22 protein-coding genes and 2 pseudogenes are annotated in these 25,665 nt (G+C 71.3%); 12 read left to right on the top strand and 12 right to left on the bottom strand.

What is annotated here, in order from left to right:
- The first annotated feature begins 17 nt into the window (after positions 1-17).
- The gene (locus ACFTZC_RS21470) at positions 18-1,082 is read left to right on the top strand and encodes an ATP-dependent DNA ligase (RefSeq protein WP_382892008.1); all 1,065 of its coding nucleotides are present in this window, start codon (positions 18-20) and stop codon (positions 1,080-1,082) included.
- Between the two features lie 27 nt (positions 1,083-1,109).
- Here the strand turns inward: ACFTZC_RS21470 and ACFTZC_RS21475 are convergent, their stop codons facing one another.
- From ACFTZC_RS21475 to ACFTZC_RS21490, 4 genes are all read right to left on the bottom strand, one after another.
- Complete coding sequence (locus ACFTZC_RS21475) at positions 1,110-1,595, bottom strand: YchJ family protein (RefSeq protein WP_382892010.1); 486 nt, start codon at positions 1,593-1,595, stop codon at positions 1,110-1,112.
- A 72-nt stretch (positions 1,596-1,667) separates the two neighbouring features.
- Complete coding sequence (locus tag ACFTZC_RS21480; protein ID WP_382892012.1) at positions 1,668-2,564, bottom strand: ATP-binding cassette domain-containing protein; 897 nt, start codon at positions 2,562-2,564, stop codon at positions 1,668-1,670.
- Between the two features lie 5 nt (positions 2,565-2,569).
- Complete coding sequence (locus ACFTZC_RS21485) at positions 2,570-3,667, bottom strand: ABC transporter permease (RefSeq protein WP_382892014.1); 1,098 nt, start codon at positions 3,665-3,667, stop codon at positions 2,570-2,572.
- Positions 3,667-4,689, bottom strand: a complete 1,023-nt coding sequence (locus ACFTZC_RS21490) for a sugar ABC transporter substrate-binding protein (RefSeq protein ID WP_382892016.1) — start codon at positions 4,687-4,689, stop codon at positions 3,667-3,669. The genes ACFTZC_RS21485 and ACFTZC_RS21490 overlap by 1 nt, the downstream gene beginning before the upstream one ends.
- A gap of 323 nt (positions 4,690-5,012) precedes the next feature.
- Here ACFTZC_RS21490 and ACFTZC_RS21495 point away from each other — a divergent pair, with 323 nt between their 5' ends.
- On the top strand, positions 5,013-6,038 hold the full coding sequence (locus ACFTZC_RS21495; RefSeq protein WP_382892018.1) for a LacI family DNA-binding transcriptional regulator: 1,026 nt from the start codon (positions 5,013-5,015) through the stop codon (positions 6,036-6,038).
- A 167-nt stretch (positions 6,039-6,205) separates the two neighbouring features.
- A complete protein-coding gene (locus ACFTZC_RS21500; RefSeq protein WP_382892020.1) occupies positions 6,206-7,222 on the top strand; it encodes a sugar phosphate isomerase/epimerase family protein in 1,017 nt (338 codons plus the stop codon).
- A gap of 43 nt (positions 7,223-7,265) precedes the next feature.
- Here ACFTZC_RS21500 and ACFTZC_RS21505 read toward each other — a convergent pair whose 3' ends face one another.
- Both ACFTZC_RS21505 and ACFTZC_RS21510 read right to left on the bottom strand, forming a co-directional pair.
- Positions 7,266-8,021, bottom strand: coding sequence for a GntR family transcriptional regulator (locus tag ACFTZC_RS21505; protein WP_382892022.1), 756 nt, complete (start codon positions 8,019-8,021; stop codon positions 7,266-7,268).
- A 143-nt stretch (positions 8,022-8,164) separates the two neighbouring features.
- On the bottom strand, positions 8,165-8,935 hold the full coding sequence (locus ACFTZC_RS21510; protein ID WP_382892135.1) for an IclR family transcriptional regulator: 771 nt from the start codon (positions 8,933-8,935) through the stop codon (positions 8,165-8,167).
- A gap of 165 nt (positions 8,936-9,100) precedes the next feature.
- Between ACFTZC_RS21510 and ACFTZC_RS21515 the strand changes: the two genes are divergently transcribed.
- The 6 genes from ACFTZC_RS21515 (at position 9,101) to mmsB (ending at position 16,410) form a co-directional block, all read left to right on the top strand.
- Positions 9,101-10,264, top strand: coding sequence for a mandelate racemase/muconate lactonizing enzyme family protein (locus tag ACFTZC_RS21515; RefSeq protein ID WP_382892024.1), 1,164 nt, complete (start codon positions 9,101-9,103; stop codon positions 10,262-10,264).
- Complete coding sequence (locus ACFTZC_RS21520; protein WP_382892026.1) at positions 10,261-11,298, top strand: zinc-binding dehydrogenase; 1,038 nt, start codon at positions 10,261-10,263, stop codon at positions 11,296-11,298. The genes ACFTZC_RS21515 and ACFTZC_RS21520 overlap by 4 nt, the downstream gene beginning before the upstream one ends.
- 190 nt (positions 11,299-11,488) lie before the next feature.
- Positions 11,489-12,466, top strand: coding sequence for a hypothetical protein (locus tag ACFTZC_RS21525; protein ID WP_382892027.1), 978 nt, complete (start codon positions 11,489-11,491; stop codon positions 12,464-12,466).
- A 7-nt stretch (positions 12,467-12,473) separates the two neighbouring features.
- Entirely contained in the window at positions 12,474-13,580 is a 1,107-nt protein-coding gene (gene chvE / locus ACFTZC_RS21530; protein ID WP_382892030.1) for a multiple monosaccharide ABC transporter substrate-binding protein, read from the top strand.
- A gap of 53 nt (positions 13,581-13,633) precedes the next feature.
- A complete protein-coding gene (gene mmsA, locus ACFTZC_RS21535) occupies positions 13,634-15,154 on the top strand; it encodes a multiple monosaccharide ABC transporter ATP-binding protein (RefSeq protein ID WP_382892137.1) in 1,521 nt (506 codons plus the stop codon).
- Positions 15,155-15,159: 5 nt separating this feature from the next.
- On the top strand, positions 15,160-16,410 hold the full coding sequence (gene mmsB, locus ACFTZC_RS21540; RefSeq protein WP_382892032.1) for a multiple monosaccharide ABC transporter permease: 1,251 nt from the start codon (positions 15,160-15,162) through the stop codon (positions 16,408-16,410).
- A 147-nt stretch (positions 16,411-16,557) separates the two neighbouring features.
- Here mmsB and ACFTZC_RS21545 read toward each other — a convergent pair whose 3' ends face one another.
- Positions 16,558-16,794 carry a DUF397 domain-containing protein gene (locus tag ACFTZC_RS21545; RefSeq protein WP_365811877.1) on the bottom strand — a complete coding sequence of 79 codons (237 nt, stop codon included), beginning with the start codon at positions 16,792-16,794 and terminating at the stop codon, positions 16,558-16,560.
- Positions 16,795-17,658, bottom strand: a complete 864-nt coding sequence (locus ACFTZC_RS21550) for a helix-turn-helix transcriptional regulator (protein ID WP_365811876.1) — start codon at positions 17,656-17,658, stop codon at positions 16,795-16,797.
- Positions 17,659-17,867: 209 nt separating this feature from the next.
- On the opposite strand from ACFTZC_RS21550, the pseudogene ACFTZC_RS21555 reads away from it, so the two are divergent.
- Together ACFTZC_RS21555 and ACFTZC_RS21560 are read left to right on the top strand one after the other, a co-directional pair.
- Positions 17,868-18,320 (top strand): annotated as a pseudogene (locus tag ACFTZC_RS21555) (ATP-binding protein); the annotation flags it as partial.
- Between the two features lie 110 nt (positions 18,321-18,430).
- Positions 18,431-18,826: pseudogene (locus ACFTZC_RS21560) on the top strand (hypothetical protein); the annotation flags it as partial.
- 152 nt (positions 18,827-18,978) lie between these two features.
- Here ACFTZC_RS21560 and ACFTZC_RS21565 read toward each other — a convergent pair.
- From ACFTZC_RS21565 to ACFTZC_RS21575, 3 genes are all read right to left on the bottom strand, one after another.
- A complete protein-coding gene (locus tag ACFTZC_RS21565) occupies positions 18,979-19,725 on the bottom strand; it encodes a FadR/GntR family transcriptional regulator (protein WP_382892035.1) in 747 nt (248 codons plus the stop codon).
- A 41-nt stretch (positions 19,726-19,766) separates the two neighbouring features.
- The gene (locus tag ACFTZC_RS21570) at positions 19,767-20,525 is read right to left on the bottom strand and encodes an SDR family NAD(P)-dependent oxidoreductase (protein ID WP_382892037.1); all 759 of its coding nucleotides are present in this window, start codon (positions 20,523-20,525) and stop codon (positions 19,767-19,769) included.
- A 104-nt stretch (positions 20,526-20,629) separates the two neighbouring features.
- On the bottom strand, positions 20,630-22,711 hold the full coding sequence (locus ACFTZC_RS21575; protein WP_382892139.1) for an alpha-galactosidase: 2,082 nt from the start codon (positions 22,709-22,711) through the stop codon (positions 20,630-20,632).
- 236 nt (positions 22,712-22,947) lie between these two features.
- Here ACFTZC_RS21575 and ACFTZC_RS21580 point away from each other — a divergent pair, with 236 nt between their 5' ends.
- Positions 22,948-24,333 carry an ROK family protein gene (locus ACFTZC_RS21580; protein WP_382892039.1) on the top strand — a complete coding sequence of 462 codons (1,386 nt, stop codon included), beginning with the start codon at positions 22,948-22,950 and terminating at the stop codon, positions 24,331-24,333.
- A gap of 105 nt (positions 24,334-24,438) precedes the next feature.
- On the opposite strand, the gene xylA is transcribed toward ACFTZC_RS21580, so the two are convergent.
- On the bottom strand, positions 24,439-25,608 hold the full coding sequence (gene xylA, locus ACFTZC_RS21585) for a xylose isomerase (protein ID WP_382892041.1): 1,170 nt from the start codon (positions 25,606-25,608) through the stop codon (positions 24,439-24,441).
- Between the last annotated feature and the right edge of the window lie 57 nt (positions 25,609-25,665).

The raw sequence follows: 25,665 nt of genomic DNA on the forward strand, positions 1-25,665 counted from the left end.
TGTCCGACAATCGGTCCATGGACCTGCCGGTGATGCCGCCCGTGAGACCGATGCTCGCCAAGTCCGTGGCCCGTATCCCGCCCGGCATGCTGTACGAGGCCAAATGGGACGGCTTCCGGGCGATCGTGCACCGTGACGGCGCCGAGCTGGTGATCGGGAGCAGGACCGGGAAGTCGCTCACCCGCTACTTCCCCGAGCTGGTCACGGCGCTCCTCGCCGAGCTGCCCGAGCGCTGTGTCGTCGACGGCGAGATCGTGATCGTGCACGGCGACCGGCTCGACTTCGAACTGCTCACGGAGCGGATCCATCCGGCGAAGTCCCGCGTGGACCTGCTCGCCGAGCGCACCCCGGCCAGCTTCGTCGCCTTCGACGTGCTCGCGCTCGGCGACGCCTCGCTGCTCGCCATGGACCAGGCGCGCCGCAGGGAGGCGCTGGAGGCGGCGCTCTCCCCCGCGCGTCCCCCCGTCCATGTCGCGCCCGCCACCACCGATGTCGAGGTGGCGCGGGAGTGGTTCGAACGGTACGAGGGGGCCGGTCTCGACGGGGTGGTGGCCAAGCCGCTCGATCTGCCGTACCGCCCGGACGTCCGGTCCATGTACAAGATCAAGCACGAGCGGACCGCCGACGCCGTCGTGGCCGGCTACCGGGAGCACAAGAGCGGTCCGGTGGTCGGTTCGCTCCTCCTCGGCCTGTACGACACGGCGGGCGTCCTCCAGCACGTCGGGGTCTGCGCCGCGTTCCCCATGCGGCGCCGCGCCGAGCTGGCGGCGGAGCTGGCGCCGCTGCGCATGGCGAGCGCGGAGGGCCATCCGTGGGCGGCCTGGACGGAGGAGGCAGCGCACGAGAGCGCCCGGCTGCCGGGCGGTCCGAGCCGCTGGTCCGGGACGAAGGACCTGTCCTGGCTGCCGCTGCGGCCCGAGCGGGTCTGTGAGGTGGCGTACGACCACATGGAGGGCGACCGGTTCCGGCACACCACGCAGTTCCGCCGGTGGCGGCCGGACCGTACCCCCGCGAGCTGTACGTACGCGCAGCTGGAGGAGCCGGTGCGGTACGACCTGTCGGAGGTGCTGACGGGGCGGTGAGCCCAGCGGTGGGGCCAGGAGCTGCCGTCAGTCCAGGAACGTGCCGTCCACGTAGACCCAGGCTCCGGCGTGCCGGGCGAAGCGGCTGCGCTCGTGCAGCTCGCCGGGGCGGCCGTCGTCGGTGAAGCGGGCGCGGAAGGTGACCGTACCGGTGGTGTGGAAGGCGCTGCCGTCGGTGGTCGCCAGGATCTCCAGCCCCTGCCAGCGCGTTTCGGGGGCGAGGTCCAGGCGGGCCGGCCGGGTCGCCGGATCCCAGGTCCTGAGCAGGTACGCGGCGTCGAGCACGACGAAGGCGCTGTAGCGGGAGCGCATCAGCAGCTCGGCGGTGGGCGGGGTGGCACCGGCGCCCACCGTCTCGGCCCCGGCGTGGAACCGCCCGCAGCACGAGCCGTACGGAGCGCCCCCTCCGCAGGGGCAGGGCGATCCGCCGGTGACGGGCCGCCCCGCCCCCGAGGACCGGCCGGTCCGAACGGTTCGGCCGGGACGGCGGCTGGGCGCGGGGCGTCGGGCCATGGGATCGGCACTCCAGGACGGGTACGGGTTACGGGTACGGGGACGAGCGGAGTCCCAGCCTAGTGCCACGGGTCACCCGGTGCCGGTCCCTGCCTCGGCCTCCGTCCCGGCCTCGGCCGCTTCGGGGAGCTTCGCCACGTCCACCCCGGCGACCTGCGCCAACTCGTGCTTGAGCGCGGCGAGTTCGGCGCCCCCGGCCATGTGGTCGGTGAGGGCTTCCAGGCTGACCTCGTCGCGCGCGGAGCTGAGTTCGAGGGTGCCGAGGCGCAGCACCGTGAAGTGGTCGCCGACCATGTAGGCGTGGTGCGGGTTGTGGGTGATGAAGATGACGCCCAGACCGCGTTCCCGGGCGGCGGCGATGTACTTGAGCACGACCCCGGACTGTTTGACGCCGAGCGCGGCGGTCGGCTCGTCCAGGATCAGCACCCGGGCGCCGAAGTACACCGCGCGGGCGATGGCCACGGACTGCCGCTGGCCGCCGGAGAGCGAGCCGACGGGCTGGTCGAGATCGTCGAGCACGATGCCCATGTTGCGCAGTTCCTGGTCGGTGACGCTCTTCATGCGCGGGATGTCGAGCATCCTGGCCGGCCAGCGGCCCCGGGTCAGCTCGGAGCCGAGGAAGAAGTTCCGCCACACCGGCATCATCGGTACGGTGGCGAGGTCCTGGTAGACGGTGGCGATGCCGTGGCCCAGCGCCTCGCGCGGGGTGGTCAGCCGGACCGGCTCGCCGTCGATGAGGAACTCGCCCTCGGTGTGCTGGTGCAGCCCGGATATGATCTTGATCAGGGTGGACTTGCCCGCGCCGTTGTCGCCCAGCACGCAGCTCACCCGGCCAGGGCTGACGGCCAGGTCGACGCCGTACAGGGCGCGGATGTTGCCGTACCTCTTGCCGACTCCGCGCAGTTCGACGACCGGCGCGTCGCCGCCGCGGCCGGTGCTGCCGCCCTGGGCGGTCGTGGTGGTTGCCATGGGGTTCACCTCCGGGTCGCCTGCTTGCGTACCCACAGATTGAGGAGGACGGCGACGAGCAGCATCGCGCCGAGGAAGAACGTGAACCAGTCGGGGTTCCAGTTGGCGTAGACGATGCCCTGGGTGACCATGCCGAACATGAACGCGCCGACCATCGGGCCGAAGGCCGACCCGTACCCGCCGGTCAGTACGCAACCGCCGATCACCGCGGCGGCGATGTAGAGCAGTTCGTTGCCGATGCCCTCGCCCGACTGGACGGTGTTGAAGGCGAAGAGCTGGTGCATGCCGACGAACCAGGCCGCGAAGCCGACGATCATGAACAGGGAGATCTTGGTGAAGGTCACCGGGACACCGACGGCGCGGGCGCTGTCCTGGTTGCCGCCGACCGCGAAGATCCAGTTGCCGTACTTGGTGCGCAGCAGCACCCAGGTGGCCAGGACGCCGAAGACCACCCACCACACCACGGTGATCCGGACGCCGGTCCCGCCGATCGCGAGTTCGGAGGAGAAGATCGCGCGGGCCTGGTCGAAACCGTCCATGTCACGGATGGAGTCCGTGGCGACGTTGTCGGTGACCAGTTTGGTGACCGCGAGGTTGGCGCCCTGGAGCATCAGGAAGGTGCCGAGGGTGACCAGGAAGCTGGGCAGACCGGTCCTGACGAGCAGGAATCCGTTGAAGGCCCCGACGGCGAGGGAGACCACCAGCGCGAGGACCACGCCCACCCAGACGTTCATGGAGAGCTGGAAGGCGACCATGGAGGCGGTGAGCGCGGAGGTGACCACGGCGACACCGGCCGACAGGTCGAACTCACCGCCGATCATCAGCAGCGCCACGGCCAGCGCCATGATCCCGATGGTCGACGCCTGGTAGAGCATGGTGTTGAGCGAGTCGAACTGCCGGAAGGTGGGCGCGACGGAGAAGAAGAAGACATAGACGGCCACGGCGCCGATCAGCGCGCCGATCTCCGGCCGGGCGAGGAGCCGGTGCACCGGCGAGCGCCGCGCGGTGCGGCCGTCCCGGCCACCGGCCCCGGCGGGTCCCGGCGGCTCCGGCGCCGCCGGGGCGGGACCGGCCGCCGGGCTCACGGCGGACTCCACGCTCATCACCGGGTTCCCTTCTCGGCGAACCGCGCGATCCTGTCGACGTTCGTCTCGTCCACGAACGCCGGGCCGGTCAGGACCGGTTCCGCGCCGCCACCGCTGAAGTTGCCGTTGTTCTTGTACAGCCAGAGGTTGTCGACCGCCAGATAGCCCTGGAGGTACGGCTGCTGGTCCACGGCGAACTTCACGTCGCCGTCCTTGACCGCGCCGGCCAGCTCCTTGTTGAGGTCGAACGTGGCCACCGCCGCCTTGCTGCCGGCGTCCTTCGCGGACTGGACCGCGGTGAGCGCGAACGGGGCGCCTAGGGTGGTGATGTAGTCGATCGAGCTGTCCTGCTGGAGCTTGGCCTCGATGGTCGACTTCACGGACGGCATGTCCTTGCCGTTGACGTAGAGGATCTCGGTCTTGCCCTGGAACGTCTTCTTCACGCCCGCGCAGCGCGCCTCCAGGGCGACATGCCCCTGGTCCTGGATGACGCAGATGGTGTGTTTGGCGCCCACCTCGTCGAGCCGGTCGCCGAACGCCTCGCCGGCCACGCCCTCGTCCTGGCCGAAGTAGGACTGGAGCCCGAGTTCCTTCCAGTCGTCGAGACCGGCGTTGAAGCCGACGACGGGGATGCCGGCCTGCTCCGCCTTGGCGAGCACGGCCTTCATGGCCTCGGGTTTGGCCGCGGTGACCGCGATGCCGTCGACCTTCTGGTCGATGGCGTTCTGGACCAGGTTGGCCTGGTCGGCGGCGCGCTCGTCGCTGGAGTAGACGAGGTCGACGTTGTCCTTGTCCGCCGCGGCCTGGGCGCCCTTGCGGATGATGTCCCAGAAGGTGTCCCCGGGCGGCGCGTGGGTGACCATCGCGATCTTCATGCGCGGGGTGGTCGCCTTGCCGGTCGTCGCGGAGTCCTGGTTCTCCTGGGCCTTCTTGCCACCGGACTCGCTGGAGCAGCCCGCGGCCAGGAGGACCGCCGCCATACCGACGGCCGCGGCGGCGAGGGTTCTGCGGGAGCGGCGGGAGTGAATTGTGCGGTTCATCGTCCTGCACCTCACGGAGTGAGTGGGCGGAGAGGGGGCCTGAGCCCACCGGACCGCAACGGAAGGGACGCGACGTCGCCGTTGCAGGACTGGAGCAAACTCCAGCCGGGGCCCGGTGTCAATGGTTTGTCAGGACAACACTTCATCTGGACGTCACAGCACGATAACGCCGAGGACGTCCGGGAGAGCCGCCGTCCGCACCTGATTCCCCGACGCTCCGGCTCCCTGGCTCCTGGATCGATCCAGCAGTCGGAGCGGTGCCGCTGTGCCACCATCGGTGTCCAGAGCAGGGTGACTGGTGAGAGCGGGAGTCGGGAGGCCGTGTGGAGCGGACCGGGGGCGGCCGGGACAGGCGCGCCACGATGCGGGACGTGGCCGCGCGGGCGGGGGTGTCGCGCTCGCTGGTGTCCCTCGTCTTCCGTGACGAGCCGGGGGCCAGCCCCGAGACCCGGGACAAGGTGCTGCGGGCGGCGGACGAGATCGGCTACCGCCTCGACCCCACCGCGCGCCTGCTCCGCAGCAGCCGCAGCCGGCTGCTCGGCGTCGTCCTGGACACCCGTAACGCCTTCCACGCCGATCTGGTGGACGGGATCTACGCGTCGGCGGAGGAGGCCGGTTACGAGGTCTCGCTCAGCGCCCTGGCCCCCACCCGCGACGAACACAAGGCCGTGGAGCGGCTGATCGCCTACCGGAGCGAGGCGCTCATCCTGCTCGGCCCCGAGTCCACCGCGGAGGAACTGTCGGAGCTCGGCCGGCGGATCCCGGTGGTCACGGTCGGCCGCGGGGCCACCGCGGAGACCGTGGACTCCGTCCACATCGCGGAGGCGGACGGCGCGCGGCAGTCCGTCGACCATCTCGTCGGCCTCGGCCACCGCGCCATCGCCCATGTGGACGGCGGCCGGGCGTCGATGGCCGACGAGCGCCGCAGGGGGTACCGCCAGGCCATGCGGCGGCGCGGGCTGGCCGACGAGATCCGGGTGGTCCCCGGCGACCACGACGAGACCGCGGGCGCCGACGCGGCCCGGGCGCTGCTGGCCGCGGACACCCTGCCCACCGCCGTGATCGCCTACAACGACCGCTGCGCCGCCGGTCTTCTCGACGTCTTCCTGCGGGCGGGCGTACGGGTGCCGGCCGATGTCTCCGTCGTCGGCTGCGACGACAGCTCGCTGGCCCGCCTGGCCCACATCAGCCTCACCACGCTCTCCCAGGACGCCGAGCGGATGGCCGAACTCGCCGTCCAGGCCGCCGTGGAGCGGCTGGACGGCGGACGGAGCAAGCCCAGGGACGTGGTGATCGGTCCGCATCTCGTGGTGCGGGCGAGCACCGCGCACCCCCGTCCGGCCGGCTGACCCGGCGCCGGGCCCCGGACACACTCCGCGCGCGACGGCTTCTTGACAGGGGCCGGGGCACCGCCACATAGTCGCTACTGGATCGATCCAGTGGACCTCGCCACTCCCCCACGTCCGCTCGCTCAACTCCCGTGCTCCGCACCCCTCCACCGATACGGAGACCGCCCATGAAGCTCGGCGCCTACACCGCCTGCCTGCACGACAAGACTCTGGACGAGGCCCTCGAAGTGGTCCGCGAGCTGGGGCTGACCGCCGTCGAGCTGAACGCCGGCGGCTTCCTGCCCGCCCCGCACCTCCCCGTCGACGCCCTGCTCGCGAGCGCGCGGGCCCGTACGGAGTTCCTGGCCGGACTCGACGCGGCGGGCGTGGAACTCACCGCGCTGAACGTCAACGGCAACCCCCTGCACCCCGACCCGGAGGTCGGCGGCAAGCACGCCCGCGATCTGCGCACCGCGATCGAGCTGGCCGGGCTGCTGGGCGTACGTCACGTGATCACCATGTCCGGCCAGCCGCAGGCACACCCGGGCGGGGTCACCCCCGCCTGGACGGTGGAGCCGTGGCACAGCGGGGCCACCGAAGTCCTCGACTACCAGTGGAACGAGGTGGCCGTGCCGTTCTGGAAGGAGATCGAGGAGCTGGCCCGGCGCGCGGACGTACGGGTGGCCATCGAGATGCACCCCCACAACCTGGTCTACAACCCCGTCACCCTGATGCGGCTGATCGAGCGGGTGGGATCCACTCAGATCGGCGCGGAGATGGACCCGAGCCATCTCTTCTGGCAGGGCATGGAGCCGCTGGTCGCCATCGAGTACCTCGGGGACCGTGTCTTCCACGCGGCGGCCAAGGACGTACGGATCAACGAGGACCACGTCAAGCTGCACGGGGTCCTCGACGACCGGTTCCGCACGCCGACGCGGGAGGAGCCCGGAGCGCTCGGCCTGATCGGTCTCGGGGGGCGCTATCTGCTCAACGAGTTCCCCGTGGACGCCCCGTGGCGGTTCGTCGCGGTCGGGCGGGGCCACGACACCGCGTACTGGACGCAGTTCCTCGCCGCCCTGCGCCGGATCGACCCGGACATGGCCGTCAACATCGAGCACGAGGATCTGGAGCTGGGCCAGTTCGAAGGGCTCCGGGCCGCCGCCGACACCCTGCGCGCGGCCGTGGCGGAACTGCCGGCCGGCTGACGCACCGGTCGGCCACCGGTGACCGGTGCCGGTGCCAAGGCGGTCAGGACTGGACGAGGAGCCGGAACTCGAAGGCGTACCGCGAGGCCCGGTAGATGTGGGTGCCGAACTCGACGGTGCGGCCGGTGTCGTCGTACGTCGTGCGCTCCATCGTCAGCAGCGCGGCGCCCTCGGCCTCGTCCAGGCTCGCGCCCTCCCGCGCGGTGGCGTTGCGCGCGCCGACCGTCTGGCGGGCGCTGTGCAGGGTGATCCCGACGTCCCGCATCAGCCGGTAGAGGCCGGTCTCCTCCAACTCCTCGGTGTCCAGGCGCAGCAGGCCCGGCGGCAGGAAGTTGCGCATGTACGCCATCGGTTCCGCGTGGCTCAGCCGCAGCCGCTCCAGGGCGACGACCTCGCTGCCCTCGGCGACCCCGAGCGCGGCGGCCACCTCGGCGGAGGCGGGCTCCACCGTGTTGCGCAGGACGCGGGTGGTGGGGCTCTGTCCGGCCTCCCGCAGGTCGTCGTAGAGGCTGCTCAGCTCCAGCGGGCGCTTGACCTGGCTGTGCACGACCTGGGTCCCGATGCCCCGGCGGCGGACCAGCAGCCCCTTGTCGACCAGCGACTGGATGGCGTGCCGGACGGTGGGGCGCGACAGCCCGAGCCGTCCGGCCAGTTCGATCTCGTTGCCGAGCAGGCTCCCGGGGGCGAGCTGGCCGTGCTCGATGGCGCTCTCCAGCTGCTGGGCGAGCTGGTAGTAGAGCGGCACCGGACTCGACCGGTTCACCGAGAGTTTGAGGGCCGTGGGATCAGGGGTGTTCACGGGGCGAGAATATCCGCCGTAAGGATGACAGGCACCTTCGACGTCAGATTGTTGTGACAATAGGGGATTTCCCCCGTGCTGCCCTCACCCACTGCGCCCCTCCCCCCTCCACATCCCTGGCGCCCTGCCCCCGGGCCCCGCCCTCAGGGCCGGGGGCGGTGTCCGAGGCGTACGGAGAGCGCGCTCGCCCCCTTGACCGCGAGCTGGGACAGCTCCGCCTCGCGTTCGTCGCTCCAGCGGATCATCGGTACGGAGATGGACAGCGCGGCGACGACCCGGCCCGCCCGGTCCCGTACCGGCGCGGCCACACAGCTCACGTCGGGGTTCGACTCGCGGTGCTCGACGGCGACGCCGTGCTCCCTGATCCCCGCCAGCTCCGCGTGCAGCACCTCGGGGTCGGTGATGCTGTCGGGCGTCATCGCGATGAACTCGTGACCGTCGATACGGGCCGCCAGCTCGCCCTCGGAGAGCGAGGCGAGCAGCATCTTGCCGACCGAGGTGCAGTGGGCGGGCAGTCTGCGCCCGGCGGCGGACACCATCCGGACCGCGTGCGTGGAGTCCACCTTCGCGATGTATATGACGTCGGTCCCCTCCAGGATCGCGACATGGACGGTCTCGTCGCAGGTCTCGGCGACCTCGCGGGCGACCTGCCGGCCCTCGGCCGCGAGGTCGAGCTGTTCGGCGTACCGGCTGCCGAGCTGGTAGGAGCGTACGCCGAGCCGGTAGCGGCCGGGCTGTCCGGGCACCGGTGCCAGGTACGAGCGCGCGGCGAGCGTGGTGATCAGCTCATGCACGGTGGTGCGCGGCAGTTGCAGTTTGCGGATGACATCGGGCGCGGAGAGCGTCCCGTCGCCCTCCAGGAACAGTTCGAGAATGTCCAGGGCCCGCGTCACCGCGGGGACGAGCCGTCCCATGGCCGACCACCCACCCGTCTCGTTCGGTACTTCGGCCATCGGCCGGAATGACGAACACAGGCTAACCGCCGCGCTACCCATTGACACCCCTCGGAGCGTCTGAATACCGTCACGCCACGATTTCGAACGTGTGACGAAATACCGAACACACCCTGGGGACCAGTCTTGCGCATCACGGGAATCAGCACACACGTCGTCGGTACGCCCTGGCGTAACCTCACCTACGTCCTCGTCCATACCGACGAAGGCCTCACCGGCGTCGGTGAGACGAGGATGCTCGGCAGGACGGACGCGCTCGTCGGTTATCTGCGCGAAGCCGAGGCCAACCATCTTCGTGGATCGGACCCCTTCGCGGTAGAGGATCTCGTACGCCGGATGAAGTACGGCGACTACGGACGCGCCGGCGAGATCGTCATGTCGGGCATCGCGGTCGTCGAGATGGCCTGCTGGGACATCAAGGGCAAGGCGCTGGGCGTGCCGGTGTGGCAGCTCCTCGGCGGGAAGGTCACCGACCGCGTCAAGGCGTACGCGAACGGCTGGTACACCACCGAGCGCACCCCCGACGCGTACCACAAGGCGGCCCAGGCCGTGATGGCGCGCGGCTACCGGGCCCTGAAGATCGACCCGTTCGGCACCGGCCACTTCGAGCTGGACCGGGCGGCGAGCAACGAGGCCGTGGCGCTGATCGAGGCGGTACGGGACGCGATCGGGCCCGAGTCCGAGCTGATGCTGGAGATGCACGGCCGGTTCAGCCCGTCGACCGCCGTGCGGCTGGCGCGCGAGCTGGCGCCGTTCGCCCCGGCCTGGCTGGAGGAGCCGGTGCCGCCGGAGAACCTGAAGGCGCTGAGCAAGGTCGCCGACAAGGTCGACCTGCCGATCGCGACCGGTGAACGCATCCACGACCGGATCGAGTTCCGGGAGCTCTTCGAGTCGCAGGCCGCCGACATCATCCAGCCGGACGTCGGCCACATCGGCGGCATCCTGGAGACGCGGAAGCTGGCGGCGACCGCCGAGACGCACTACACGCTGATCGCACCGCACAATGTCGGTGGCTCGGTGCTGACCGCCGCGAGCCTCCAAGTCGCCGCCTGCACACCGAACTTCAAGATCCTTGAGCACTTCAACGACTTCGCCGACGCGGAGATCAAGAAGGTGGTCAAGGGCGCTCCGCAGGTCGACCCGGAGACGGGCTGCTTCGAGATCTCGCACGCGCCGGGACTCGGTGTCGAGTTCGACGTGGAGGCGGCGGCGGAATTCCCGCAGCAGCAGGCGCGGTTCGACCTGTGGGCCGAGGGCTGGGAGAAGCGCGACCCGAAGGAGAAGCGATGAGCGACCGGCCCGGTGCGGCGGTGACCGGCAGATCGGTCGTCGTCGAACGGCCCGGCACACACCGCCTGGTGACCGGCGAGGTACCCGCGCCGGGCCCCGGTGAGGTGCGGGTGCGGGTCGCCGCGGCCGGTATCTGCATGAGCGACCGGGAGGTGTACGACGGCCACCGCGACCCGGCCTATGTGCGCTACCCGGTGACGCCGGGCCACGAGTGGTCGGGGACCGTCGAGGCGGCCGGCCCCGGCGTGGCGCCGGAGCTGGTCGGGCGCAGGACCGTCGCCGAGGGGTTCCGCGCCTGCGGGACCTGTGCGCGCTGCCGCACCGGCGAGACCTCGCTGTGCACGGGCGGGTACGAGGAGACGGGCTTCACCGTCCCGGGTGCCTTCGCCGACCATGTCGTGGTGCCCGCACGGTTGTTGCACCTGCTGGACGACGACGCCGATCTGCGGGCCGCCGCGCTGCTGGAGCCGGCCGCGGTGGTCTCCGCGGCGGTACGGGCCGGCCGGCCCGAGCCGGGCGAGCGGATCGCCGTGGTCGGGGCGGGCACGCTGGGGCTGCTCGCGGTCCAGCTGCTGGCCGCCACCTCCCCCGCCGAGCTGACGGTCATCGACCCGCGGGCCGAACGCGGTTCCACGGCAAGGAAGTTCGGGGCGACGGACGCCGGAACCCCGGAGGAGGCCAAGGAGGCACACGGGCGCTACGACCTGGTCGTGGAGACCGCCGGGGCACCGACCAGCGCCGCCGCGGCGTGTCAACTGGCCCGGCGTGGCGGCCGGGTGGTGCTGACCGGTATGTTCGCCCCCGGCGCCACCGGGATCGACCCGGCGGTTCTGACGCTCGGTCAACTTGCCGTGCACGGAGTCTTCGGCGCGCCGTCCGCCGCCTGGGACTTCGCCGTACGGGCCTTCACCTCGGGGGTGCTGAACCCGGGGCCGCTGGTCACCCACGCGTTCCCGCTGGAGCGGTTCGGCGAGGCCGTGGCGCTGGTGGGCGGCGGAGATCCGGGTACGGGAAAGGTGCTGCTGCTCCCGTGACCGCCGCTCCCGGGAGCCGACGTCCGGCACCACCCGCGCACCACCGCCACCACCGCGCCACCGCACCGCACGGAACGCCCGCACCATCCGCACCGCCCGTACTGCCCGCATCGCCCGCACCACCGGGCACACCGCCCACGACCGACGCGTACGACGCCCCGTGCGTAGGACCGAACCGAAGGACTCGTCCGTGACCGACGCATCAGCCCCCGCCCCCCGCCGTCCCGGCGAGCAGGCGCTCGCCACGCTCGGCCTCGCCGCGCCCGCCCTCAGCCCCGCGGACGCCTCCGCCCACTCCTTCCCCGACGGGGGACTGTGGCGGACCGAGATCCCCTCCGTGGAGGGCCCGGAGAGCCTGGCCGAGGTCCTCAAGGAGTCCGCCCGGCTCGATGTGCCCATCCACCGCATCAGCCAGGGCAGCGGCGTGTGGATGCTCTCCGACGCCGACATCACCGAGATGGTCGACGCGTGCGCCTCGCGCGACATCGAACTGTGCCTGTTCACCGGGCCACGCGGCACCTGGGACATCGGCGGCTCGACCCGTACGGACTCCGGGGGCGCGGGACTGCGCGCCCGCGGCCACGACGCGCTGGCCGGCTGTGTCGAGGACGCCCTGCGCGCCACCGCGCTCGGCGTGAAGTGCCTGCTCGTCGCCGACGAGGGCGTGCTGTGGACCCTGCACCGGCTGCGCGCCCAAGGGGTGCTGCCGGCCGACACCACGTTCAAGGTCTCGGCGCTGATCGGCCCCGTCAACCCGGCCTCGTACGCCGTCTTCGAGCACCTCGGCGCCGACTCGATCAACATCCCCTCGGACCTCACGCTCGCGCACTTCACCGAGATCCGCCGGGTCAGTCGCGCCCCCATGGACCTCTACATCGAGGCCCCCGACGACCTCGGCGGCTACATCCGGATGTACGAGGCGGCGGAGCTGATCCGGCGCGGCGCCCCGCTCTACCTCAAGTTCGGACTGTCGAAGTCCCCGGGCATCTACCCTTTCGGTGCCCAACTCCGCGAGACCGCCCTCAGCAGCGCCCGGGAACGGGTGCGACGCGGCAGGCTCGTCCTCGATCTGCTCGGCCGCCACGGCGCCGACGGCGGCATGTCGCCGCTCGGCTCCCGGCTGCCGGGTCCGCTCAGCCGCTTCCCTCTGAACGAAGACAAGGACTGATGTATCCATGCGAACTCGCCGAGCCGCACTCGCCGTTACCTCGCTCTCCCTGGTGCTCTCACTCGCCGCCTGCGGGCAGAGCAGCGAGGGGGGCGGCAAGGACGACACCAAGGGCGGCAAGGGCTCCACGGTCGGCATCGCGATGCCGACGAAGTCGTCCGAGCGCTGGATCGCCGACGGCAACAACGTCGTCTCCGAACTGAAGAAGCTCGGCTACAAGACCGACCTCCAGTACGGCGAAGACAACGTTGCCCAACAGGTCGCACAGATCGAGAACATGATCACCAAGGGCGTGGACGTCCTGATCGTCGCGGCCATCGACGGCAGCGCCCTGAGCGATGTGCTCCAGCAGGCCGCCGACCAGAACATCAAGGTCATCTCGTACGACCGGCTCATCCTCGGCACCAAGAACGTCGACTACTACGCGTCGTTCGACAACGAGAAGGTCGGTGTCCTCCAGGCCACCTACCTGATCGAGAAGCTGGGGCTGAAGGAGGGCGGCAAGGAGGGCCCGTTCAACATCGAGCTGTTCGCCGGCTCCCCCGACGACAACAACACCCAGTACTTCTTCAACGGCGCGATGAAGACCCTCAAGCCGTTCCTCGACGACAAGCAGCTCGTCGTCCGCAGCGGGCAGACCAAGCTGAACCAGGTCACCACCCTGCGCTGGGACGGCGGCACCGCCCAGAAGCGCATGGACGACCTACTCACCAGGGCGTACGGCTCGGAGAACGTGGACGCGGTCCTCTCGCCGTACGACGGGATCTCCATCGGCATCCTGTCGTCGCTCAGGTCCGACGGCTACGGGACGAAGGCGAAGCCGTATCCGCTGGTCACCGGACAGGACGCCGAGGTCGCCTCGGTGAAGTCGATCATCGCCGGCCGGCAGACCATGACCGTCTACAAGGACATCCGCCTGCTGGCCAAGACCGCCGCCCAGATGACGGACGCGATGCTGAACGACAAGAAGGTCGAGGTCAACGACGAGAAGTCGTACAACAACAAGGCCAAGGTCGTCCCGGCGTTCCTGCTGACGCCCGTCGGCGTCGACAAGTCCAACTACCAGAAGGAACTGGTGGACTCCGGCTACCTCAAGGCTGAGGACCTGAAGTGACCCTTCCAGTAGGTACGACGGGGGCCGCCGGTGCGGCGGCCCCCGTCCTGGAGATGCGTTCCATCGTCAAGACCTTCCCCGGGGTCAAGGCACTCTCCGATGTCACCCTGACCGTGGCCCCGGGTGAAGTGCACGCGATCTGCGGCGAGAACGGGGCCGGCAAGTCGACCCTGATGAAGGTGCTCAGCGGGGTCCACCCGCACGGGAGTTACGAGGGCGAGATCCTCTTCGAGGGCGCCGCCTGCGCCTTCAAGGACATCCGGGCCAGCGAGGCCCAGGGCATCGTCATCATCCACCAGGAACTCGCCCTCATCCCCTATCTGTCGATCGCCGAGAACATCTTCCTGGGCAACGAGCACGCCAACCGGGGCTTCATCAGCTGGAACGACACGCTCCGGCACGCCGCCGAGCTGCTCAAGCGGGTGGGTCTGGACGAGCATCCCGGGACCCGGGTCGCCGACATCGGCGTGGGCAAACAGCAGCTCGTGGAGATCGCCAAGGCGCTCGCCAAGCGGGTCAAGCTGCTGATCCTGGACGAGCCGACGGCCGCGCTCAACGACAGCGACAGCGCCCAGCTCCTGCGGCTCATCAAGGAGTTGAGGGATCAGGGCATCACCTCGATCATCATCTCGCACAAGCTGAACGAGATCTCGGAGGTGGCGGACTCCGTCACCATCCTGCGGGACGGCAGGACCATCGAGACGCTCGACGTGCGCGCGGAGTCGACCACCGAGGACCGGATCATCCGGGGCATGGTCGGCCGCGATCTCGACCACCGCTTCCCCGAACGCACCCCGTACGAGGGCGATCCGGCGGCCCGGCCCGCGCTGGAGGTGCGGGACTGGACCGTGCACCACCCCATCGACCAGCAGCGCAAGGTCGTGGACGGGGTCTCCGTCGAGGTCCGCAGGGGCGAGATCGTCGGGATCGCGGGGCTGATGGGCGCCGGCCGCACCGAGCTGGCGATGAGCGTGTTCGGCCGCAGTTACGGCCGCAACATCAGCGGGACGGTCCTCAAGGACGGCACGGAGATCCGGACCAGGACGGTGCCGGAGGCCGTCGGCCACGGGATCGCGTACGTCACCGAGGACCGCAAGCAGTACGGGCTCAACCTCATCGACACCGTCGGCCGCAACATCACCCTGGGCGCGCTGTCCCGGGTGGCCAGGCGCGGGATCGTCGACGAGCACGAGGAGAGCCGGGTCGCCGAGTCGTACCGCAAGAGCATGAACATCAAGACGCCGACGGTGTTCGAGCAGGTCGGACGGCTCTCCGGCGGCAACCAGCAGAAGGTCGTGCTCAGCAAATGGATCTTCGCGGGTCCCGATGTGCTGATCCTCGACGAGCCCACCCGCGGGATCGACGTCGGCGCCAAGTACGAGATCTACACCGTCATCGACCAGCTCGCCGCGGAGGGCAAGGCGGTCGTCTTCATCTCCTCGGAACTCCCCGAACTGCTCGGCATGTGCGACCGCATCTACACGATGGCGGCCGGCCGGCTCACCGGTGAGATCCCGCGGGCGGAAGCGACCCAGGAAGTACTGATGCGCCACATGACCAAGAACACGAGGTAGTCGCCATGGGTCCCGTCACCACCGACACGCCGAAGGGCGACACACCGAAGGGCGCCCCACCGGCACCTCCGTCCGGGCGCTCCTCCACGGGGGCGCTGCTCATGGAGGCCGCGCGCCGCAACATGCGGCAGTACGGCATGCTCGTCGCGCTGGGCCTGATCGTCGTCCTGTTCCAGATATGGACGGACGGCGTCCTCCTCAAGCCGAACAACGTCACCAACCTGGTCCTCCAGAACAGCTACATCCTGGTCCTGGCCATCGGCATGATGATCGTGATCATCGCGGGCCATATCGACCTGTCGGTCGGCTCGCTCGCCGCGTTCGTCTCCGCGGCCTGCGCGGTGATGATGGTCGAACACGACATGCCCTGGGTCCCCGCGCTGATCCTGGGGCTGCTGATCGGCGCGGTCGCCGGGGCCTGGCAGGGCTTCTGGATCGCGTACGTCGGCATCCCGTCGTTCATCGTCACCCTCGCCGGGATGCTGATCTTCCGCGGGGCCACGCAGATCTTCCTGGGGTCGCGCTCGCTCGGCCCGTTCCCGGAGGGCTTCCAGAAGATCTCGACCGGCTACCTCCCGGAGATCGGCCCCTCCACCAACTACCACAACCTGACGCTGCTGCTGGGGCTCGCGCTGCTGGCGTTCGCGCTCTTCCAGGAGTTCCGCGACCGGCGCCGGCAGCAGGCGTACGACCTGGAGGTCCTGCCGCTCAACCTGTTCGTCGTCAAGTGCGTGGCGCTGGCGGCCGCGGTGCTGGCCTTCACGATGACGCTGGCCAGCTACCGGGGTGTGCCGGTCGTCCTGCTGCTGCTGGCGGCGCTGCTGATCGGCTTCGGCTACGTCATGCGCAACGCCGTCGTCGGGCGCCACGTGTACGCGCTCGGCGGCAACCAGGCGGCGGCGAAGCTGTCCGGCGTCAAGGACAAGCGGGTCACCTTCCTGGTCTTCGTCAACATGGGCGTCCTGGCGGCGCTCGCCGGTGTCGTCTACGCGGCGCGGCTCAACGCGGGTGTGCCGCAGGCCGGTATCAACTTCGAACTGGAGGCCATCGCCGCGGCGTTCATCGGCGGCGCGTCGATGAGCGGCGGGGTCGGCACGGTCTTCGGCGCGATCATCGGCGGTCTGGTGCTGGGCGTGCTGAACAACGGGATGTCGCTGGTCGGCATCGGCACCGACTACCAGCAGGTCATCAAGGGGCTGGTGCTGCTGGCCGCGGTGGGCTTCGACGTCTGGAACAAGCGCAGGGTGGGCGCCTGACCGGCGGGGCACAGCCGTACGGCCCTCCAGCCGCACAACGCACGGCGCGGCGCCGCAGCGCACCTGAAAGTGCTGCGACGCCGCGTTCCCCGTGATTCAGTTACAGCTTGCGTACCGCCCCCGTGCCTCTCCCGGTACCGGGGCGGATCAGGTGAGCAGGAAGTCCGCCTGTCCCGACTTGGCGCCCTGGATGAAAGCGGCGATCTCACTCATGGTGTAGATCAGCGCCGGCCCGCCGGGGTCGGCGGACTGGCGCACGGCGACCCTGCCGTCGGCCAGCTTCATGGCCTCGACGCAGTTGCCGCCGTTGCCGCCACTCCACGGCTTGTGCCAGCCTTCCGTGCCGAGGTCGGCGGCGGGCATGCCGTTGTATATGGGGTCCATTCACAGCTCCTTGCGGACATCCTTGAGGATCTCCTTCGTGCGTTGTGCAGTTGCGGCCTGGGCCGCCATCCGGTCCATGACCTCAAGGTGGGTGGCCACTTCTGGACGTGCGTCAAGGTAGACGGCACCGGTCAGGTACTCGCTGTAAACCATGTCGGGCAGCTCAGGTACGGCAAAGCGGAAGAGGACGAACGGCCCGTAGGTACCCGGGTGATGTCCACTGGAGAACTCCGCGATCTGGATGGTCACGTTGGTCAGCTCGGAGGCTTCGAGAAGCCTGTCGATCTGTGCCCGCATGACCTGCGGGTCCTCCCCGACCGGGCGTCTCAGCACGGTCTCGTCCATGATCACCCAGAATCTGGGTGCGTCGGCACGCGTCAGGAGCGACTGTCTTTCCATGCGGAGCGCCACATGGCGTTCGATCTCCTCCGGCTGGGCCTGTCCCACGGCCCCCGCGTGCATGACCGCACGGGCGTACTCCTCGGTCTGGAGCAGCCCTGGCACGAAATGCGGCTCGTACGCCCTCAGGAGGGCCGCCGCGCCTTCCAGGGAGACGTACATGCTGAACCAGTCCGGCAGGATGTCGTGGAACCGCTGCCACCAGCCGGGCTTGTTCGCCTCCTCCGTCAGTTCGACGAAGGCGTCCGCCTCCTCCTCGGGCACGCCGTACGCCCTGAGCAGTAACTGTACGTAAGGAATCTTGAGCGCGACTTCGGCCGTCTCCATCCGGCGGATCGTGGCCGGAGCCACCCGCAGGAGCTTGGCGGCCTCCTCCCGTCTCAGGCCACGGCGCTCGCGCAGATCCTGCAAGCGTCTGCCGAGTACGACCTGGCCCACGGTCGGGGCGGACCGCGGTTCGCTCACTTTTTGGGTCCTTCCCACGCACGGTTACCAGCAGTCTGCCACGCCGCCCCGGCGAAGAACATGCCACTCTGAATTTTTCAGAGTGCCACTTGCCAAGTGTCCTCGGCGGGTGGAGAGTGATGCGGTGAACCAGTTCACGCGGTTGTCGCGCTCTGCCATGGGAGAGGTCTTGCTCGCATCCGCTGCTCCCCCACCGTTAGGAATCGGTCGTGGCACCTGGTAACGCGCTCACCCCCCAGCTCAAAGCCCTGTGCCCTGGCAACGCCGTCCGCCGCTACGGGTTCCAGTTGCCGGCCCACGCGGAGTCCGTCGGACGCGCCAGACAGCTCACGCGGGACCGCCTGGACCTCTGGGGCCTGGACGAGGAGATCCGCGACACCGCGGTCCTCGTCGTCTCCGAACTCGTGACCAACGCGATCGTGCACGCCGCGGGAAACCGCGTCATCTGCGAGATACGCGAAGGCGGCGGACGTCTGCGGATAGCGGTGGAGGACCAGGGATACGGGCCGACGGGGCCCCAGCTCCACCGCACGGCCGAAGGGGAGACGGAGGGCGAGGGCGGGCGTGGCCTCTTCCTCGTCGACTCGATGTGCAGCGGCTGGGGAGCCCACGACACATCGGGTTACGGTCCCGGGCGTGTCGTGTGGGCCGAACTGCCGCACCCGGCGACGGCCCCGCACGGCGCCGGTCTGCCCCTGCCGGGCGCCGCGCAACGCCCGTACGGGGCCGAGCTGCCGCGCGGAGCGGTGGCACCGCGGGGAACGGAGCCGCCGTGCTGAGGACGGCGTTCCAGCGGCTGGCCCGCGGCCTGCGTGACGACACCCCGCGCGGGACCGAGCTGCCCCTGCCGGCCACCCTGCCGGCCGTCCTGGGGTGCGACGCGGTGGGCGTGCCGGCGGAGCACGGATTCCGGCTGATGGCCCGGCTGCCGAGGACGGGCTGTGTCTTCGCGGACGCCGACTGGTGGTGGTGGATCGTCCCGGCGGGCTCCGACCTCGATCTGACCTGGCCGTCCCCGGCGCGGTACGTCGCCGGTACGACGGTGCCCGCGCGCCACCCCAAGCTGATCCACTGGCCGCAGTCGGCCACGCCGTACACGCCGCCGATCCCCTTCTACCTGATGGTCTGCCAGCTCAGCGGGACGGCCCCGGCCTGGGCCGACGACGGCACCGGATCGTTCCCGGGAACCGGCGGAACAGCAACGGGTACGGGTAGGGGTACGGGTACGGTGCCCGCGCAGCGCCCGGCGCGGCAGCGCGGGTAGCGCCGGGAGCCGGGGCCGACGGGCCGGGACGCCTCGGGCCGCCACCCGAAGCTCCCTCAGCGCGTGCCGCCGTCCGGGGCGCGGCCCACCCGGTCCAGGTCCCGTACCGACTGGTCGAGGAGGGCGCGCATCGCCCGCTCGGCCGCGTCCCGGTCCCGCGCCCGTACGGCGTCGAGGACGGCCCGGTGGCTGGGCACCGGGTCGACGGGGTGCGGGGAGCTGTGCACGATCGTGTCGCGGTGGGCGAGACCCGGCTCGATGACCACCTCCATCCGCTCCAGCAGCTCGTTGTGGGCGGCCGCGAGGAGCCCCCGGTGGAACGCCAGGTCGGCCGCGACGGCGCGGGCCGGGCCCTCGGGGTCGCCCGCGCCGCCGGGGCTCGCCGCCATCGCGGCGAGCGCGGTCTCCAGCACGGCGAGGTCGGCTTCCGTACGGCGCTCGGCGGCCAGCCGCGCCGCGGCCGGCTCGACGATGACCCGGACCTCGCCCAGGTCGCGCAGCAGGGCGAGGTCGGCCGGTGTGCCGGCGCCGGCCGCGAGCCGCCAGCGCAGCACGTCCGCGTCGAGCAGGTGCCAGTCGGCGCGGGGCCGGACGAAGGTGCCGCGTTTCTGCCGGGCGTCGACCATGCCCTTGGCCGCGAGCACCTTCAGCGACTCGCGCAGGGCGGTCAGACTGACGTCCAACTCCCGCCGCAGCGCCGCGAGATCGAGCGTGGCGCCCTCGGGGATCTCTCCGCCGAGCACCCGGCGCGCCAGCGTCTCCACCGTCCGGCCGTGCACTCCGCGGCGTGCGTAGGGCGCCATATACGGTTCAGCCTCTCTCCTCAGGCGGATGCCTTCATGACTCAGGCGGATGCCTTCACGACGCTCCAGCCGCCGTCCACGACGAGGCTCGCCCCGGTGATGTACGAGGCCTCGGGGGCCGCGAGGAAGGCGATGGCCGCGGCGGCCTCCGCCGGGGTGCCGAAGCGGCGCGCGGCGGTCCCGGCGACGCTGCGCGCCCGCTCCTCCTCCGGGATCCGGTCCCAGGCGGCGGTGCGGATCGGCCCCGGCAGGACCGCGTTGACCCGTACCTCAGGACCGTACTCCACGGCGAGTTGGGCGCAGAGCGAGAGCAGGGCGCCCTTGGCGGCGGCGTAGGCGGGGTGGCCCGGGATGCCGTGGTGCGCGTGGACGGACGAGGTGAGCACCACGGCGCCGTGCCGGGCACGCAGGTCGGGCAGGACGGCCTTGAAGCCGAGGAATCCGCCGGTGAGGTTGACGGCGAGCTGCCGTTCCCAGGAGGCGAGGGTCGTCTCGTGCGCCGGGGCGACCTCCACGGTGTACGCGTTGGAGACCAGGACGTCCACCGGGCCGAAGGTGTGGGCGGCGGTGACGATACGGTCCCAGCCGTCCTCCTCGGAGACGTCCGCCAGGACGAACGCGGCCCGCCCGCCGTCCTCGCGGATCCGGGCGGCGGTGGGCACGCCGCGCTCCGCGTCGGTGTCGGCGATCACCACCGAGGCGCCCTCGGCGGCGAGGCGCTCCGCCGTGGCGGCGCCGATGCCCGAGGCGGCGCCGGTGACGACGGCGACCCGGTCGGTGAAGCGGGCGGTTCCGTTCATGGGACGCATGGGACGGTACGACTCCTTGGCCTTCGAGGACGTGCGCGGTTGACTGAGCACCGAGGTTACGACCTGGTGTCGGGTGCCCGGTGCCTCCCGGCCGCCTACTGCCGTACCAGCACGACGAGTTCGGCGTCGTACTCCGCGCTCCACGCGAACGGCAGCCCGTAGTGCGTCAGATGGGCCCCGCTGTACGTCTCGCCCGACGCGGCGTCGGTGTACCGGGCCGCCGGGTCCACGCCGCGCAGCCGGAGCCTGGCCGGGCGGCCGGGGACCAGCGGCGCCCCGTCGAGCCGGCCGGTGCTGAGGGCGGTGACGACGATCCGGCCGCCGCCGGGCTCCTCGTACTGGACCCCGCAGGTGGCGTCGGCGGGGGTGTTCAGCAGCCGTGCCTCGCCGTGGTGGACGACCTCGCGGACCTCCTTGTAGCGGGCGACCCAGCGGGCGGCCTCGGCGCGCCGCTCCGCGCTCCAGGTGCGGATGTCGGCGCCGATCCCGAGGACACCGGCGCTCGCGTTGACGAAGCGGAAGCCGAGCGAGCGGGGGCGCGGGTCGAAGAGGCCGGGCGAGTCGGTGACCCAGGAGCTCATGGTGTGCGGGGCGTGGGCGTGCAGATAGCCGTACTGGATGGCGAGCCGGTCGAGCGGGGCGGTGTTGTCGCTGGGCCACACCACGTCCGTACGGGCGAGGGTGGCGTGCTCGATCCGGCCGCCGCCCGCCGAGCAGCCCTCCACGGTGACGTGCGGGTGGCGGGCGCGGAGGTGGTCGAGGACGCGCAGATAGCCGGCGACGTGCGCGGCGTCGAGGTCGAGGTGCTCGGCGGGGCCGGCGCCCGGCCGGCCGCGTTCGGTCGGCGGGCGGTTCATGTCCCACTTGAGGTAGCTGATCGCGTGGTCGCCGAGGAGCCGGTCGAAGGTGGCGAGCACGAACTCCTGGACGTCCGCGCGGCCGAGGTCGAGCAGGAGCTGGTTGCGGACGAGCCGGGCGGGCCGGCCCTCGACCCGGTAGACCCACTCGGGGTGCCGGGCGTACAGCTCGGACCGGGGGCTGACGCACTCGGGCTCCACCCAGAGGCCGAAGTCCATCCCGAGGGCGCGGACCTGTCCGACGAAGTCGTCGAACCCGGCGGGGAAGGACACCGGGTCGGGGTGCCAGTCGCCGAGGCCGCCGGTGTCGTCGGCCCGGCCGGGGAACCAGCCGTCGTCGACGACGAAGAGCTCGGCGCCCATGTCCGCGGCGATCCGGGCCAGTTGGAGCTGGCTCTCGGCGTCGACGTCGAACCCGGTGGCCTCCCACGAGTTGTAGAGGACCTTGCGGGTGCGGTGCATCCGCTCGCCGGTGAGCCCGCGCTCGTAGCGGTGCCAGACCCGGGCTAGGCCGTCGAGGCCGTCCGGGCTGAAGGCGCAGGCGAGCTTCGGGGTGGTGAGGGAGGCGCCGGGGGCGAGCCGTACCGCGCCCTCGTGGGGCAGCCGTCCGGCGCGGACGCGGACCGCGCCGCCGGGCTCGGCGTCGGTGGTGATGTGCCAGTTCCCCGGCCACTCCAGGGCCACGCCGTACGTGGGGACGCCGGTGGTCCCGTCGGGCAGTGCGGCGTCCTGGACGGCGAGCCAGGGCGCGTACGCGTGGCCGGGGACGGCCTGGGTGCTGCCCATCTCGAAGCGGCCGCGGGTCAGTTCGAGCTGGGTGCGCTGGAACTCCTGGGCCCACTGGCCGGTGAGGAAGGTGAGCCGGGCGCCGCCCGTCACGGGGATGTTCACGGCGGCGGAGTCGAAGCGCTCCAGGCGCAGCTCGTCCTCGCCGGTGCAGACCAGTTCGGCCCAGCGCAGGATGACGTCCGTGCCGGGGACGCTCTCGTAGTGGAGCGTCACCGCCAGCCCCAGGGTCTCGTCCGCGAAGCCGAGCCGCAGCGCCCGGTCCCCGTCCTGGGCGGCCCCGGTGAAGCGCCACCACACGCCGCGGTCCTCGCCGGGGCGCTGGGCGATCAGGTCGGCGCCGGTGAACGGCCGCAGCCCGGACGGGATGTACTCGGCGGGCGCCAGGTCGGCCGGGGTGACGAAGTGCGTACGGCGCGACCAGTCGAGCGGCGAGGGGCCGCTCTCGACGCCGTGCGGCCCCCAGGCCGCCAGCTCGGCCCACTGTCCCTCCGGGGCGAGCGCGACGGCGTAGACCGTGTGCTCCGTCCGCAGGATCCACCGGCCGGACGGGGTACGGTCGGGCTCGCTCGTGGTGTCGGGCTCGTGCGGGGTGTCGGGCGCGTGCGTGGTCACGTGGCTGCTCCTCTTTCGGCCGCCCCAGCGTGCCGGGAGACCGGAAAATCGTCAAGATTAATTACTAATTAATCGCACCGTCGACCGGAATGAGCCATACCGCTTGTCCGGTGACCCGTTCCGGCCGATTCCGATCACATAGGCTCGTCGGCGAGATGAACAGCAATCACACCCCACTCGGGCCCAAAGCCGACAAAGAATCGGTTCGCCGGCACAATCTGAGCCTTGTGCTGAGGGCGGTACGGGACGAGGGCGAGACGACCCGGGCGGGGGTGGCGGCGCGGGTGGGGCTGACCCGGGCGGCGGTCTCCTCACTCGTCGAGCAGTTGCTGGAGAACGGATTCCTCTCCGAATCCGGCAAAACCTTCAGCGGACAGGCGGGGCGGCCTGGCACCGTACTGAAGGTGACGCGTTCGGGACCCGCCGGCATCGGCGTGGAGATCAATATCGACTATGTGTCGGTGTGCGTGGTCGATCTGTCCGGCACCGACCGGGTACGGCTGACCGAGCACCTCGACAACCGGGGCACGGAGCCCGCCGAGGTGCTGGCCCGCGGCGCGCGGATAGCCGCGCGCACCCTGGAATCCGCGGCCGAGCAGGAGTTGCACCCCGTCGGCGTCCAACTCGCCCTGCCGGGGCTGGTGTCGGGGGGCACGGTGCGCCAGGCGCCGAACCTCGGCTGGAACCGGGTGCCGGCGCGGGCGCTGTTCGCGCGCGCCCTGGCCGGGCTGCGCCCCACGGCGCCCGGGCTGCCGGTGAGTTCGGAGAACGAGGCCAATCTGGCGGCGCTGGCCGAGCTGTGGTTCGGCGGCCCCGGACCGCTCCGTACGTTCCTCTACCTGACCGGCGAGATCGGTGTCGGCGGCGCCCTGGTGCTCGACGGTGAACTGCTGCGCGGGGCGCACGGGTTCGCCGGGGAGATCGGCCATGTGGTGGCCGACGCGGACGGACCGCTGTGCCGGTGCGGCGCCCGGGGGTGCCTGGAGCAGTACGCGGGCCAGTCGGCGCTGCTGCGGGCCGCGGGCATCGACGAGGACGCCGGGGTGCCGGGCGTGGCGGAGCTGGAGCGCCGGGCGCGCCACGGCGACGCGACGGCCGTGGCGGCGGTCGAGCGGGCCGGCACGATGCTCGGCCGGGTGCTGTCGGGCGCGGTGAACCTCGTCGACCCGGACGCGGTCGTGCTCGGCGGGATCTACCGCGAGCTGATGCCCTGGCTCTCCCCCGCGGCGGACCGGGAACTGACGGCCCGCGTGGTGTCGGGCCTGTGGCCGCCCGGCAGCGGACGGCTGCGCGCGTCCTCCTCGGCGGGCGACGCGGCGCGCGGCGGGGCGGCCCTGGTGGTACGGGAGGTCCTGGCCGACCCGGTGGCGTACGTACGGCGCGACCGGCCGGGCGGCACGGGGCAGGGCGGGACGGCCGGGGCGGGCGGGACGGCCGGGGCGGCCGACGCGGGCCGGGCACCGCGAACGCCCCACGGAACCGACGGGGCCCACGAGACCGACGGGGCCGACGGGGCCATCAACGACCCCGGGCACGGCTGACGCCGGACGGTCCCCGCGGGGATCCGCCCGGCGTCCGCGCGACCCGGTCGTCCTCCGGGTCCGCGGACCCTGGTCCTCCGGGTCCGCGCGCATCGGTCCCTCGGGTCAGCGCGCCCCGAGCAGGTGGTCCATGGCGAGCTGGTCCAGGTGCTCGAACGCCATCCCGCGCGCCGCGGCCGCATCGACGTCGAACTCCTCGTACGCGGCGCGGTCCGCCAGCAGTCCGGCCACCCCGTCGGCGGCCGACGGCTGCGCCAGTTCGTCCACGCGCGAGGCGCGCAGCGCCTCCTGGACCAGCGGGTCGGCGCGGAAGGCGGAGGCGCGCTCCTTGAGGATCAGGTAGTTGCGCATGCAGCCCGCGGCGGAGGCCCAGACCCCGTCGAAGTCCTCGGTGCGCGGCGGCTTGAAGTCGAAGTGCCGGGTGCCGTCCCAGCCCGCGCTCTCCAGCAGGTCCACCAGCCAGAAGGCGGCTCGCACATCACCGGCGCCGAAGCGCAGGTCCTGGTCGTACTTGATGCCGTTCTGGCCGTTGAGGTCGATGTGGTAGAGCTTGTCCGCCCACAGCGCCTGGGCGATGGAGTGCGGGAAGTTCAGCCCCGCCATCTGCTCGTGGCCGACCTCCGGGTTCACCCCGAACAGCTCGGGGCGCTCCAGCTGTTCGATGAAGGCCAGGGCGTGGCCGACGGTGGGCAGCAGGATGTCGCCGCGCGGCTCGTTCGGCTTGGGCTCGATGGCGAAGCGCAGGTCGTAGCCCTGCTCCGTGACGTACGCGCCGAACAGGTCGAAGGCCTCCTTCATCCGGTCGAGCGCGGCCCGTACGTCCTTGGCGCCGCCCGACTCGGCGCCCTCACGGCCGCCCCAGGCCACGAAGGTCCTGGCCCCCAGCTCGGCGGCGAGGTCGATGTTGCGCAGGGTCTTGCGCAGCGCGTAGCGGCGGACGTCGCGGTCGTTCGCGGTGAAGGCGCCGTCCTTGAAGACGGGGTGGGTGAAGAGGTTGGTGGTGACCATGGAGGTCACGATCCCGGTGGCGTCCAGCGCCTGCCGGAAGCGCTTGACGTGCGCCTCGCGCTTCGTCTCGGAAGAGCCGAACGGGATCAGGTCGTCGTCGTGGAACGTCACGCCGTACGCGCCGAGATCGGCCAGGCGCTGGACCGACTCGACGGGGTCGAGGGCCGGGCGCGTCGCCTCCCCGAACGGGTCCCTGCCCTGCCAGCCCACCGTCCAGAGGCCGAAGCTGAACTTGTCCTCGGGGGTGGGGGTGAAGCGTTCCGTCATGCTCTGGCCGCCTTCGATACCTCAGGTCCGGCGCGCGCCGTAACCTTTTTGTTTCCT

The sequence above is a fragment of the Streptomyces sp. NPDC056987 genome, assembly GCF_042673865.1.
Taxonomy (GTDB): domain Bacteria; phylum Actinomycetota; class Actinomycetes; order Streptomycetales; family Streptomycetaceae; genus Streptomyces.